This window comes from Microbacterium sp. KRD172 (assembly GCF_017168295.1).
Lineage (GTDB): Bacteria > Actinomycetota > Actinomycetes > Actinomycetales > Microbacteriaceae > Microbacterium > Microbacterium profundi.
On record NZ_JABFAS010000002.1, the window covers coordinates 160,959 to 174,339 of the forward strand.

Annotated in this window: 15 protein-coding genes; 14 read left to right on the top strand and 1 reads right to left on the bottom strand. The window is 67.7% G+C overall.

Translation table 11 applies throughout. From position 1 onward, the window contains the following. From J1M43_RS00895 to J1M43_RS00930, 8 genes are all read left to right on the top strand, one after another. Positions 1 to 1,093: AAA family ATPase (locus J1M43_RS00895; protein WP_374058505.1), on the top strand; the 1,093-nt coding region annotated here is incomplete at its 5' end. A 9-nt stretch (positions 1,094 to 1,102) separates the two neighbouring features. Next, the gene (locus J1M43_RS00900) at positions 1,103 to 2,005 is read left to right on the top strand and encodes a DUF58 domain-containing protein (protein WP_206475437.1); all 903 of its coding nucleotides are present in this window, start codon (positions 1,103 to 1,105) and stop codon (positions 2,003 to 2,005) included. After that, complete coding sequence (locus J1M43_RS00905; protein WP_206475438.1) at positions 1,992 to 2,483, top strand: hypothetical protein; 492 nt, start codon at positions 1,992 to 1,994, stop codon at positions 2,481 to 2,483. The genes J1M43_RS00900 and J1M43_RS00905 overlap by 14 nt, the downstream gene beginning before the upstream one ends. Beyond that, on the top strand, positions 2,474 to 3,460 hold the full coding sequence (locus J1M43_RS00910) for a VWA domain-containing protein (protein WP_206475440.1): 987 nt from the start codon (positions 2,474 to 2,476) through the stop codon (positions 3,458 to 3,460). Before J1M43_RS00905 ends, J1M43_RS00910 begins: the two co-directional genes overlap by 10 nt. After that, positions 3,457 to 4,722: a VWA domain-containing protein gene (locus J1M43_RS00915; protein WP_206475441.1), complete on the top strand. Its 1,266-nt coding sequence runs from the start codon at positions 3,457 to 3,459 to the stop codon at positions 4,720 to 4,722. Before J1M43_RS00910 ends, J1M43_RS00915 begins: the two co-directional genes overlap by 4 nt. After that, a complete protein-coding gene (locus J1M43_RS00920) occupies positions 4,719 to 5,507 on the top strand; it encodes a hypothetical protein (RefSeq protein ID WP_206475442.1) in 789 nt (262 codons plus the stop codon). Before J1M43_RS00915 ends, J1M43_RS00920 begins: the two co-directional genes overlap by 4 nt. Next, on the top strand, positions 5,501 to 6,598 hold the full coding sequence (locus tag J1M43_RS00925) for a hypothetical protein (protein WP_206475443.1): 1,098 nt from the start codon (positions 5,501 to 5,503) through the stop codon (positions 6,596 to 6,598). Before J1M43_RS00920 ends, J1M43_RS00925 begins: the two co-directional genes overlap by 7 nt. 288 nt (positions 6,599 to 6,886) lie before the next feature. After that, positions 6,887 to 7,141: a hypothetical protein gene (locus tag J1M43_RS00930; RefSeq protein WP_033105531.1), complete on the top strand. Its 255-nt coding sequence runs from the start codon at positions 6,887 to 6,889 to the stop codon at positions 7,139 to 7,141. Between the two features lie 14 nt (positions 7,142 to 7,155). Here the strand turns inward: J1M43_RS00930 and J1M43_RS00935 are convergent, their stop codons facing one another. Beyond that, the gene (locus J1M43_RS00935) at positions 7,156 to 7,860 is read right to left on the bottom strand and encodes a ZIP family metal transporter (RefSeq protein ID WP_033105532.1); all 705 of its coding nucleotides are present in this window, start codon (positions 7,858 to 7,860) and stop codon (positions 7,156 to 7,158) included. Between the two features lie 62 nt (positions 7,861 to 7,922). Here J1M43_RS00935 and J1M43_RS00940 point away from each other — a divergent pair, with 62 nt between their 5' ends. From J1M43_RS00940 to J1M43_RS00965, 6 genes are all read left to right on the top strand, one after another. Beyond that, entirely contained in the window at positions 7,923 to 8,153 is a 231-nt protein-coding gene (locus J1M43_RS00940; protein ID WP_229702722.1) for an AbrB/MazE/SpoVT family DNA-binding domain-containing protein, read from the top strand. Beyond that, entirely contained in the window at positions 8,116 to 8,553 is a 438-nt protein-coding gene (locus J1M43_RS00945) for a PIN domain-containing protein (protein ID WP_268238572.1), read from the top strand. The genes J1M43_RS00940 and J1M43_RS00945 overlap by 38 nt, the downstream gene beginning before the upstream one ends. Positions 8,554 to 8,628: 75 nt before the next feature. Next, complete coding sequence (argG, locus tag J1M43_RS00950; RefSeq protein ID WP_206475446.1) at positions 8,629 to 10,062, top strand: argininosuccinate synthase; 1,434 nt, start codon at positions 8,629 to 8,631, stop codon at positions 10,060 to 10,062. Between the two features lie 132 nt (positions 10,063 to 10,194). Continuing rightward, positions 10,195 to 10,815, top strand: a complete 621-nt coding sequence (locus tag J1M43_RS00955) for a TetR/AcrR family transcriptional regulator (RefSeq protein WP_033105535.1) — start codon at positions 10,195 to 10,197, stop codon at positions 10,813 to 10,815. Positions 10,816 to 10,832: 17 nt separating this feature from the next. Further along, positions 10,833 to 11,501: a hypothetical protein gene (locus J1M43_RS00960; RefSeq protein ID WP_200880964.1), complete on the top strand. Its 669-nt coding sequence runs from the start codon at positions 10,833 to 10,835 to the stop codon at positions 11,499 to 11,501. Continuing rightward, positions 11,498 to 13,366, top strand: coding sequence for a YhgE/Pip family protein (locus J1M43_RS00965; protein WP_033105536.1), 1,869 nt, complete (start codon positions 11,498 to 11,500; stop codon positions 13,364 to 13,366). Before J1M43_RS00960 ends, J1M43_RS00965 begins: the two co-directional genes overlap by 4 nt. Positions 13,367 to 13,381: the final 15 nt, after the last annotated feature.

The following is a 13,381-nucleotide window of genomic DNA, read 5'->3' on the forward strand; positions in this document are numbered from 1 at the left end:
ACCTCCGCCCCCGCGGCCACCCGCGCCCGCGGCGGCTCCCTCACCTCAGCCGTCCGCACCGCCGGCGCCGTCCGCTCAGCGCGCCACTCCCGCAGCCGGCCCGGACTCCACGCCGACCGACGCGGAGATGACCCGCGCCGCGAACGTGCTGAAGGTCGTCTCCGACGCATACTCCGCGAAGATGGTCGGCCAGGAGCGACTGCGCACGAGCCTGTTGGTCTCGCTCATCGCCGGCGGCCACATCCTGCTCGAGTCGGTGCCCGGCCTCGCCAAGACGACCGCGGCATCCACCCTCGCCGACACCGTGAAGGCCAGCTTCAAACGCATCCAGTGCACACCCGACCTGCTCCCCAGCGATATCACCGGCAACCAGATCTACGACGCGGCGACCGGGTCGTTCCGCACAGTGCTGGGTCCGGTGCACGCGAACTTCGTACTGCTCGACGAGATCAACCGCTCCAGCGCCAAGACGCAGTCCGCCATGCTCGAGGCGATGCAGGAGCACCAGACGACGATCGGCGGCGAAGTGCACCACCTGCCCAAGCCGTTCCTCGTGATCGCGACGCAGAACCCGATCGAGCAGGAGGGTACCTACGAGCTCCCAGAGGCGCAGATGGACCGCTTCCTGCTCAAGGAGATCGTCGAGTACCCGAGCCCCTCCGACGAGTTCGAGATCCTGCGGCGCATCGACTCCGGCGTGCTCGACCCCGACCGGCACGTCGCCAGTGCCGTGTCGCTGGAAGACGTGCAGCTGCTGCAGGATGTCGCGAGTCGCATCTACGTCGACGCCGCGATCCGCAACTACATCGTCTCGATCGCCTACGTGACCCGAAACCCCGGCCCGTACATCGGCGAGGATCGCGCGCGCTACATCAAGTACGGCGCGAGCCCCCGTGCGAGCATCGCGTTCCTGCAGGCATCCCGCGCGCTGGCCCTGCTCAACGGCCGCTCGCACGTGCTCCCGGAAGACATCCGCACCCTCCGCCACGTCATCCTCCGCCACCGCGTGCTGCTCACGTTCGAGGCGGATGCCGAGGGCATCCGCAGCGAGGAGATCATCGACCAGATCTTCGCCGCCGTGCCGACGCCGTAGTCGCTGCTGATGGCCAGCCTGATCACACAGGTGAAGAGCAAGCTCTTCATCCACTCGTCGCAGAAGTCGATGCACGCGCTCGACGGCGCCTACGCGTCGCTGCTGCACGGGCGCAGCCTCGACTTCGAGGACCTGCGCAAGTACGAGTACGGCGATCAGGTGCGCGACATCGACTGGCGCGCCACCGCACGCCTGGGCACTCCACTCGTGAAGCGGCACCGCGCGAACCGGATGCACACCGTGCTGTTCGTGGTCGACACCGGCAGGTCCATGACGGCGCTCGCGCACGACGAGAAGCCGAAGAAGGACCTCGCGATCCTCGCCACAGGTGCGCTCGGCATCCTCGCCCTGCGACACGGCGACGATTTCAGCGTCGTCCACGGCGACGCCGAGGGCGTGCGTCGACGTGCACCGGGCCGTAGTGAAGGGGCGCTCGAGCACGCCCTCCGCACGATCGATCAGGCCATCTCGGAGGGTCGAGCGCCCAGCGACCGCGATGCTCTGCTCTCGTTCGTCGCGCGCACGATCGCGCGTCGCTGCATCGTCGTGATCATCACGGACGACGCGCCGGTCACCGATGACACCGAGCGGATGCTGCGCCGGCTGCGCGTGCAGCACGACGTGCTGTGGGTCACGCTCCGCGACGCGGACCCCGTGCTGCCCTTCGACAGGCTCAGGGACCCGAGCTCACGGCAGCGCGCCGACGTGAACACCCGATGGGCGGTTCCCGACTTCGTGCACGGCGACCGCGAGGTGCTCGGCGAACTCATCGCCCAGACGCAGGCGGAAACCGCGCGGCTGAACGAGCTGCTCGATCGCCTCGAGATCAGCCACACCGCCCTCGAGACTCAGGATGACGCGGTGCCTCAGCTGCTGCGCATGCTGAACCGGAGGGCCGATGTCAGGAACTGACGAGCTCTACCCTCCCGCGCAGTATGGCTGGGGATGGATGCTGCTTGCGCTCGCCATCTTGGCGCTGCTCATCCTCGGCGCATGGCTGCTGCTCTTCCTCACCAAGCCCCGACGCGGCATGGTCCTGTACGACGACACGCAGACATCGGTGCCGATGACCACCGACGTGCTCACGCAACTGCGGCAGGAGTATCACGAGCGCATCGCGCAGATCGAGGCCGACTACCGGGCGGGGTCGCTCACCGCCCGGCACGCCAACCTCGAGCTCAGCCGGGTGGTGCGCACGTTCGTCAACGAGTACAGCGGCCTCGAGGCCCCCGTGCTCGCGCTCGACGACCTCGTGCGCCTCGACGTGCCGCCGGCGCTGATCGATGCGCTGCAGCGGCACTACTACCCGAGCATCTTCCGCAAGGGACCGGCGGTCGATCCGATCGCCGGCGCCGAGGCCGCGCACAAGGTGGTCGGCTCATGGCACTAGCGAACTGGTGGGTCATCCCCATCGCGGTCGCCGTCATCGTGATCGCGATCGGCGTCGGCCTGTTCATCGGTCTGCGCCGGAATACCCGCCACCGCGAACAGCAGAGCGCCCCGATCGCACGGGCGGAGCGGCTGCGCGCACTGCCGTCTTTCCAGCATGCCGTCCGGCGCCGCACCGTCGCCCTCGCCGGCGTGCTCGCGCTGGGTGTGCTCGCGAGCGTGATCGCCGGGGTCGTGGCCGCGCGGCCGATGGCATCCGAGACCATCCAGCCGGTCAACACCAGCCGCGACATCATGCTGTGCCTCGACGTCTCCGGCTCCATGAGCGAGGTCGATGTCGAGGTGCTCAGCGTTTTCGAAGAGCTGCTCGACGGGTTCGAGGGCGAGCGCATCGGCTTGACGATCTTCAACAGCTCACCCGTGCAGATCTTCCCTCTGACGGATGACTACGACTTCATCCGCACGCATCTGCAGAGCATCAGGGAGAGCTTCGACTACATGGAGGAGGTTCCTGAGCACTGGGTCGGCACGCTCAACGGACCAGGCGCCTCGCTGATCGGCGACGGGCTCGCATCGTGCGCCATGCGCTTCGATCGCCAGGGCGACGAGCGCTCGCGCTCGATCATCCTCGCCACCGACAACGAGGTGAACGGCGATTCGATCGTCACCCTCGAGGAGGCGTCGAACTACGCGGCATCTGCCGGTGTGCGCGTCTTCGCGCTCAACCCCGTGCAGGGCGTCGACACCGACATCAGTGCGGAACTCGCCGCGGCCGCCGAGGCGACCGGCGGCAAGGCATACGGCCTGCGCGACACCACGACCGTCTCCGACATCATCAAAGATGTGCAGGAGCAGGAGGCCACAGAGCTGCGCGGTCAGGCGCAGGTCGTGTGGACCGACAACCCGAACCCATGGATCGCCGTGCTGCTGGTCGCGGCACTCGGCTTCGTGGTGCTGCTGTGGAGGGTCAGACTGTGATCTTCCAACCCGTACTCAACATCTTCCTGCTGGTGCTGCTGTTCGCACCGGTCGCGTTCCTTGTGGTCTGGATGCTGGTGCAGGGCGTGCGTCCGTCTTCGCTCCCTGACGCTTCGACCGCTGAGCCTGTCGAAGCGTCAGCGGCCGAAGGGCCGAAGAAGCGCAACCCCGCCGCCCCTTCGACAGGCTCAGGGACCGGCTCTGCCGGACCCGTCATCTGGGGGCTGCGCCTGCTGATGCTCGTGGCCTGCTTCATGATGCTGCTGCGGCCCGGCATCCCCGGTGGCGCGACCGAGACCCTCGCCACAGACACCGACATCCTCATCGTCGTCGACACCACCGCGAGCATCGTGGCGGAGGACTGGGACGGCGACGGACAGCGGCTCGACGGCGTCCGCGCCGACGTGCAGTCGATCGTCGATGAGTACCCCGGCGCGCGCTTCGCGCTGATCAGCTTCGACGCTGCCGCCGAGCTGCGGCTGCCGCTGACCACCGATGCCACGGCGCTCATCTCCTCGCTCGAGGTGCTGCGGCCGGAAGTCACCTCGCAGTCCCGTGGCAGCTCGATCGGCATCGCGAGCGCCATGGTCGAGGAGACACTGGAGGCGGCAGCCGAGGCGTCGCCCGACCGCTCGCGGATGGTGTTCTACCTGGGCGACGGCGAGCAGACCGTCAGCACCGAACCCGAGTCGTTCTCGGCGAGTGCCGAGTTCACCGACGGTGGGGCGGTGCTCGGCTACGGCACGAGCGAGGGCGGCCCGATGAAGGTCACCTCCGGGAGCTTCGCGGCATCCGAAGAGGGCGGCGACTACATCGAGTATCAGGGCGAGCAGGCGATGTCGGTGATCGACGAGAGCAACCTGCAGACGATCGCCGACGACCTCGGCGTGCCGTACCAGCTGCGCTCCGCCGACGCCGACATCGAGCTCCCGGAAGCGCCGACCACGACCACGAACTACACCGACCCTTCGACAGGCTCAGGGATCGGGGGGTCGGTCGGCAATGTCATCGAGCTGTATTGGATCTTCGCCCTCGTGATGGTGCTGCTGCTGGGTGTCGAGATCGCCCGCGCCACGATCCTCATCGCACAGATGCGCGGCCTCGCCACCCGGCCCGAGCACCCTACCCCCGGGTCGTTGAGCAAGACGAAACGCGCCGCCCCCGGGTCGTTGAGCGAGCGAAGCGAGACGAAACGCGCTGAGCGAGCGCCAGCGAGTCGAAGCGTCCCCCCGCGTGACCAGCAGCCCGGAGGTGACGCATGACGGATGCACCTGCACAGTCCGGCGCACCGACGCAGGCGGATGCCGCGGCCGCTCTGCTCGCGGCGAACCGTCGACGCCGACTGATCCGCCGCTGGGCCCTGATCGGGACCCTGCCCCTCACGATCGCCGCTCTGCTGTTCGTCGGCAAGCTGCTGAGCATGTACGCGTTCGCACACCAGGCGATCACGTCCTACGTCGTCGCCGACTACGCGGGGTCGACCGCTGCGGCCGAGGGCCAGGAGTTCCTGAACTGGTTCGAGCCGTACAAGGCGCCGTACAACGTCGGCACGGCGCTGGCAGGATCCGAGGATCTCGATGCTGCACGCGCGAAGTTCGAAGAGGCTCTGCCCCTGGCCCACGGCCTCGAGGTGTGCGCGGTGCGGGTGAACCTCGCGATCGTCATCGAACGCCAGGGCGACGCAGCGGTCGGCGGGGGCGACGGACCAGGCGGGGCGGAACTGTACGGTGAGGCGCTGCAGATCACGGCCGAGACGCCGGAGGAGTGCAACAGCGAAGAGGCCGATTCGCAGTCTCCCGATCCCGACCGCAGCATGAGCGACACCCTCGATGAGCTCGGCGATCGTCTGCAGGAGAAGCAGCAGCAGGCGCAGAAGCAGCAGCAACCGCCCTCCGAGGGCGAGGGCGAAGAGCAGGAGCAGCCGCAGCAGCCCGACCAGGACAAGCTCGACGAGCTGCAGGACAAGCTCGATCAGGGCGCTGAGGAGCGCGAGCAGAACCAGGGCGACGAAGACGGCCCCGGCGGCGGGACGGACAAGCCATGGTAGAGCCCGAGAAGCAGCGCGCGCGTTACATCGCCGGCACCGAGGGCGCACCTCCCGTGCCGCCGCCTGGCGGCTATCACGGCGCCAAGCGCGTGCAGACCGCACCGCCTTCCGGCGCTCCGGTGATCAGCACGGCCGAGGCGACACAGGACAAGCAGCCGGCGAACGTGATCGGCTGGGTCGCTCTGATCGCGGCGATCCTCTTCGCGGTCGTGCTGCTCGGCACGCTGCTGTCCGGCGGCACGGATGCGCTGTACGGCGTGACGATGCTGACGCTGCAGCTCGTGGTGCTCGCCGTCGTGATCGCTGCACTGTTCTCACGCCGCGGGCGGGTGCTCGCGGCATCCGCTCTCATCGTCACCCTCATGCTCAACGTCGCGACCGTCGGTGCGATGAGCGCGCTGCAGACCTCGGTGTCAGGCAACTATGAAGGTGAGAAGACCGAGGAGCAGAAGCACGAGGAGGCGTACCCCGGGGTCAAGGACACCTCCTCGGGCACGATCCTCGCGCAGCCGTCGCTTGAGGAGGTGCGGGCGCAGAGCGAGGAGATGCTGGCCGAGATCCGCGATCGCCTGTCTACGCAGTTCGGCTACACGTGGACCGAGGCCGGCACCGAGAACCTCCGTCCGGAGCGCAACGGCTACGGCGGGGAGTCGATGCTGGTGCAGTACACGTCAGTGCCGTGGATGACGAACGAGCCCATCCAGGACTACGACCGCAAGGTCGCCGTGATGGACGTCATCGAAGAGGTCGTCACCGAGTACGGCATGTACGGTCTGTACTCGTTCAACGAGCCGTCGTCGGGGATGGACGACGCCATCCAGGAGAAGTTCTACGGCAGCGCCGATCCGCGTGAGCAGAACACCTGGGAGTACTACTCCGACAACTACCCGGATCCGCTGCGCTTCTACGCCGTGCTCTACGACCTCTCCAACGACCCCACCGGAGAGTTCGCCGGCGAACGCGAGGCGCAGAGCGCCCGCACGGGCGAGCCTCTGGAGGGGCTGCAGATCTACTTCCTCGCTCCCCAGTTGCTCAGCGAGGGCGACCGCGAGGAGTTCGAGACACGGATGCAGGAGTACCCCGGGTCCTGAGCCGCGGCCCTTTCGGTGGCCGCCACCCGTAACTCGCACTCCACAGGTCGAGTACCAACGTGGTTCTCCACCGATCGTTCGTTAGTGCCTTTGGCTGTAGGCACCGACGACTTGAATCAGGGTATGGGCAATCTGGCCAGACAGTTACGTCATCAAAACATTGACGATTATGACGCGTAAACGATATGATGACGGTGTTCGGATCGCGCAGAGTGCGCGAAAGCACCGAATCCCGGACGCCGACATACTTCGACCAAGTCGCTATCGATTCCTCTGAGGAGTCCCCCAATGTCAAAGACCAGTCCACCTCGCATCCATGACACAGATATCGATGCATTCATCGACATCATCGGCACGGGAACGATGCGTGACGCAAGGCACCTCCGTGAGATCGCGGCAGCGCGTGATGCGGTCGGGACGGCAGATGCCCGACTTCGCTCCGCAGTTGCGGCGGCTCGTGAAGCCGGTGATTCATGGACCATGATCGGCGTCGCGTTGCGGACGTCCAAGCAGAATGCCTTCCGCAAGTACGGGAGGCAGTAGCCGAATGCTCGGTCTCACGCCCCCAGCGACAGCCCTGCGGCGAGCGCGAATCCGAGAACGGTGGCGAGGCCCGTCGACTCCTTCGCCTTGGACTGCGCGTCGGGCACCATCGAGTCGACGAGCATGACGAGCAGGGCTCCGGCAGCGAAGCCGCTGGCTCCGGCGCGGAACTCGGGGCTCACCGCATCCGCGAGTGCGTAGCCGGCGATCGTCGCGATCGCGCAGACGACGGCGACGCCTGCCCACAGCGACAGCACACGAGATCGCTTCATGCCGCCGTCGAGCAGGTCGGCGGCCGAGCCGATCGACTCGGGCAGGTTGGAGACGACGATCGCGATGACGAGGGCGACGCTGACACCTTCACCGGAGGCCAGTCCGATGCCGAGCACGAGTTGTTCCGGGATGCCGTCGAGCAGGGCGCCGACCGCGAGTGGGCCGCCGGCCGACCCCTGTGAAGCGGAGGCGCGGCGCTCGACGATGCGGTCGGCGACGTAGTAGCAGAGGGCACCGGCGGCGACGCCGACGACGAGCGGAATGGGACCGCCGAGGTTCAGCCCCTCCTCCCACAGCTCGAAGGCGATCGATGCCATCAGCGCTCCGGCGCCGAATCCGAGCACGATACCGAGCCATTTCGGCGGCCACTTGCGCAGCAGCGCGAGCACTGCGCCGATGAACAGCGGCGCGGCCGCCACCGCACCCCACAGCACCGCCTGGATCATGCGCACCTCCTCGAATCACCCTGGCACTGTCGCCCGCACCATTCCAATGGTATTCTGATGGCATGAAGGCAACCATGGATAAGGCAGGACGGATCGTGATCCCCGCAGCTCTGCGCGAGCGTCTTGGGATGATTCCCGGGCCAGTCGATCTGATCATGGACGGCACTGGTATCCGCATCGAGGTCGAGACGCACGACAACGTCGTCGAGAAGGACGGCCTGCTCGTCATCACCGGTGGCCCCACCCTGACCGATGATGACATTCGGGAACTGCGCCTTGGCAACCAGCGCTGAGATTCTGTTCGACACGAGTGCAGCGATCGCGCTGATGCTGAGGGATGATCCCCGCCACGACACCTTGCGTGAAATGACGCGCCATCTGACCCGCGGATTGGCCGGACATGCGTCGGCCGAGACGTATTCAGTGCTCACCAGGCTGCCAGGAGCATCCCGTGTGACAGCACCGAGGGCCGCGGAGATGATCCAGCGAGCCTTCCCGAATTCTGTCGCACTCGATTCCCACGTATCGGTCCGGGCCGTTTCGATTCTCGCCGAATCCGGTATCGCCGGCGGAGCCGTCTACGACGGGCTCGTCGCATTGGCCGCACGGGAGTCCGGAATCCGTCTGCTGTCCTGCGACCGACGCGCCGTTCCGACGTATCAGGCACTCGGAGTCGATGTGAAGCTCGTCTGACCTGCGAGCGGGCGATCGGCGCAGCATCCAGTCGCCCGAACGGGCGCCACGCCGCGCGCCGATAGAATGGACGCCATGTCCAAGGTCCTCCAGTCCCTGCCCGTCGGCGAGCGCGTCGGCATCGCCTTCTCCGGAGGACTCGACACCTCCGTCGCCGTCGCATGGATGCGCGACAAGGGCGCGATCCCCTGCACCTACACCGGCGACCTCGGCCAGCCCGACGAGGACGACATCGAGTCGATCCCCGGCCGCGCCCTCGAGTACGGCGCCGAGATTGCCCGCATCGTCGACGCGAAGACAGCTCTCGTCGAAGAGGGCTTCGTCGCGCTGCAGTGCGGCGCCTTCCACATCCGCTCCGGCGGCAAGACGTACTTCAACACCACTCCCCTCGGCCGCGCCGTCACGGGCACCATGCTCGTGCGCGCCATGAAGGAGGACGGCGTCGACATCTGGGGCGACGGCTCCACCTACAAGGGCAACGACATCGAGCGGTTCTACCGCTACGGACTGCTGGCCAACCCGCGCCTGCGCATCTACAAACCCTGGCTCGACGCCGACTTCGTCACCGAGCTCGGCGGACGCCAGGAGATGAGCGAATGGCTCGTCGAGCACGGCTTCCCGTACCGCGACGCCGCCGAGAAGGCGTACTCGACCGACGCCAACATCTGGGGCGCCACGCATGAGGCGAAGACCCTCGAGCACCTGAACGTCTCGCTCGAGACCGTCGACCCGATCATGGGCGTGAAGTTCTGGGACCAGTCGGTCGCGATCGAGACCGAAGACGTCACCGTCACGTTCGAGGCCGGCCGTCCGGTCGCCCTCAATGGCGTCGAGTACACCGATCCGGTCGCCCTGGTGAACGAGGCGAACACGATCGGCGGACGCCACGGCCTCGGCATGAGCGACCAGATCGAGAACCGCATCATCGAGGCCAAGTCACGCGGCATCTACGAGGCCCCGGCCATGGCGCTGCTCTTCATCGCCTACGAGCGCCTCGTCAACGGCATCCTGAACGAAGACACCCTCGCGACCTACCACGAGCAGGGCCGCCGCCTCGGCCGCCTCATGTACGAGGGACGCTGGCTCGAGCCGCAGTCGCTCATGCTGCGCGAGTCGATCCAGCGCTGGGTCGGCCTCACGATCTCCGGCACGGTCACGATCCGCCTGCGCCGCGGTGACGACTGGACGATCCTCGACACCGTCTCGCCGAACCTGTCATACGGCCCCGAGAAGCTGTCGATGGAGCGAGTCGGAGATGCCGCCTTCGGCCCCGTCGACCGCATCGGACAGCTCACCATGCGCAACCTCGACATCGCCGACTCGCGTTCGCGCCTCGAGCAGTACGCGAGCCTCGGCCTCGTCGGCGGCGCGACGGGCGAACTCGTCGGACGCGTCACCGCGGGCGAAGCATCCGAGATCACCGGCTCTGTCGAGCACGGCGACGACAAGCTGGCGGATGCCGTCGACACGGCGTCCGAGGGCGCGGCGTTCGACTCCGGCACCGACTGACACGTTTCTCAGGAGGGGGCGGATGCTGCGGCATCCGCCCCCTCCGTCGTCTCACGCGCCCGGCAGCGACGAACACGCACTCCAGAGACACCGATCTTGCACATAAGTGTGCAAGATCGTAAACTGGGTCGTATGACAGAACCTCGCGCACCCCGCCGCGACGCACAGGCCAACCGAGAGAGCATCCTGGTCGCCGCCCGCACCGCCCTCGCGCAGGACCCGAACGCATCAGTCGACCTGATCGCCCGTACTGCGGGACTCTCGCGTCGCGCGCTGTACGGACACTTCGACGACCGCTCAGCCCTGATCGCCGAGCTGATCCGCATCGGCGCGCAGCGCTTCAACGCGATCGCCGCGCAGTCGCTCGACGACGACACCCGCATCGCACTCGCCCAGCTCGCCTCCCGACTCTGGCACGAGGCCGCACACATCCAGACCGTCACCGCCATCGCACTCGACGATGCGCACGTTGCTGAGACGGGCACCGCGCTGGGGCCGCTGCGCCGAACCGTGTCGGAGCTCGTGGAGCGTGGGCGCCGCACCGGCACGATGCGCACCGATGTGCCCGGCGACGTACTCGCCCGACTCATCGAGGAGACCGCCCGTGCCGTCGTGCGCGTGGACCTGATCGGCCCGGATGCTGCGGCCACCGCCGTGCGCGCCGTACTGAGCATCGCCGGGCTCTCCTGGCGCGAAGCCGACGCACTGCTCGCCGCCCATCCAGAGATCGTCGCGGCAGAGGTCGACGCATGAGGATCACGCTTCACGAAGTGAGCAAGGGTCAGGCGCTGCCGACCACGAGTCTCGAGTTCCACACCGGCGCCGTGCGCTTCGCTCTCGCCGAGACGCAGCAGCGCCCCACCGTGCTCGGTCTGGTCGCCAGCGGCAGGATGACCCCAGCCACTGGTCGGGTGACAGTCGACGGCGACATCGACAACCGCCGCCTGCGCCGGGCGGTCGCCCTGGTGGATGCTCCGGACGTGAGCGACCCTCACGCAGACATCACCGTGGCCGGCGTCGTCGGCGAGGAGCTGATGTTCGCGGGCACAGGGGCGACGCCGATCCATGCCCGCCGCTGGCTCAGGCAGCTCGGCTACGCCGAACTCGCATCGGTGCCGATCGGAAACGTCGATCCGGCCGCGCGCGTGCGCATCATGTGCGAGCTCGCCGTGCTGCGCAAGGGCACCGAGGGGATCGTGCTCGTCTCGCCTGACCGCCACGGCGGCAGCCCTGACGGGTGGTGGCGCATCGCATCGGAGTTCGCCGACCGCGGCTACGCCATGCTCGTCATCATCGGCGGCTCAGCGGCCGTGGCACTCGAGCGGATGCACGAGCTGGAGGCGATCAACGCCTCGGGGCCGATTCCGCCCCTCATGCTGGAGCGACCCGAGACCGCCATGATCCCTGACAGCACCAACGAGGAAGGAGACGCGCGATGAAGGTCATCCCCATGATCGCCGCCGAGCTGCGGCGCCTCACCGCGAGCCGCATGGGCATCATCGCGCTGATCGCGCTCATGTGCGTGCCGATCCTCTACGGCGGCCTCTACCTCTGGGCCAATCAGGACCCGTACGCCAAGTTCTCCGAGGTGCCGGTCGCGCTGGTCGTGCAGGACGAGGGCGCCACCAGCACCGATGCCGACGGCACGGACGAAACCGTGAACTACGGCCAGAAAGTCGCCGAGAACCTCATCGAGGGCAATGCCTTCGATTGGCAGGAGATGAAGGCGGATGCCGCGGCTGACGCGCTGCACGACGGCACCGTCGACTTCACCGTGACGATCCCCTCCGACTTCTCCGCGGCGCTGACTTCAGCCTCGGGCACGGACCCCCACCAGGCCACGATCGAGCTCGAGACCAACGACGCCAACAACTACCTGGCCTCGTCCATGGGCACGCAGGCCGTGGAGAAGATCCGCAGCTCCGTCGCGAAGATGGTCGGAAGCGAGGCCGCAGAGCGTCTTCTCACCGGGCTCAGCGACGTGCGCGATTCGCTGTCCGACGCAGCCGACGGCGCCTCTCAACTCGCGGACGGTGCGGCGACGGCATCCGCCGGCAGCGCCACGCTCGCCGAAGGGACCGCACAGCTCGCAGACGGCACCGCACAGCTCGCGAGCGGAACGGCCCGACTCGCGAGCGGCGCCTCTCAGCTCGCAGACGGCGCGCAGCAGGTGAGCGACGGCAACCAGCAGATCGCCGATGTCGCCGATCAGGCAGGCGGCATCGTGCAGGATGCCGCAGACACCCTGCCGCAGATTCGTACCGATATCTCGGACACGCTCGCATCCCAGGGGTTGACGCAGGCGGAGATCGACACGGTCCTCGCCAAGCTCGATCCGCTCGGAGAGCGGCTGCAGCAGGGCAACGCGACGGTCCAGGATGCCGTGGGCAGGATCGACCAGCTCGCCGCGGGCGCGGCGACGCTCGCTTCGAGCGCACGCACACTGTCCGACGGCGCCGACACCGTGGCGACCGGCGCCGGCACGGCGGCTACCGGTGCTGCCGCGGCGAACGACGGCGCCGTCCGATTGCGCGACGGTCTCGCCACACTCGCCGATGGCACCGTCGAACTGCGCGACGGCCTGGCCAACGGGGTCGAGCAGATCCCGGCATCCACACCGGAGTTGCGCAAGGCCCAGGCGGACACGATCTCCGATCCGCTCCGCATCTCGAGCGACAAGGTCGCCTCTGCCGAGGACTACGGCGCGGGGCTCGCGCCGTTCTTCGCGGCGCTGGCGGCCTGGATCGGCATCTACGCGCTGTTCCTGATCGTGAAGCCGGTGTCTCGCCGTGCGGTGACCGCGCTGCACTCCCCCATCCGCATCACACTCGCCGGCTGGCTCACGCCCGCGGCCCTCGGGGCGCTGCAGATGGTGGGCCTGATGGGCATTCTGGCCATCACACTCGGCTTCCGCTTCGACAACGCGATCGGCACGCTCGGGGTCATGGTGCTCGCGTCAGCGACGTTCGCGGCGATCATCCTGGCGCTCAACGTCTGGCTGGGGTCGGTGGGTCAGTTCCTGGGGCTCGTGCTCATGGTGCTGCAACTGGTCACGGCGGGTGGCACGTTCCCGTGGCAGACGCTCCCCGCGCCTCTCGCGGCGCTGCACCATGTGCTGCCGCTCGGCTACGTCGTGGATGCGATGCGCCAGCTCATGTACGGCGGGAACTTCCAGCGTGCGTGGTGGGATCTGGCCGTGCTTGCGATGTGGCTGGTCGGCGCGCTGCTGCTCGCGATGATCGGCGTGACGCGCATGACGCATCGCCGCACGCTGCGCGATCTGCAGCCGAGCCTGATCGGGTGAGCGCAGTCGGGTGAG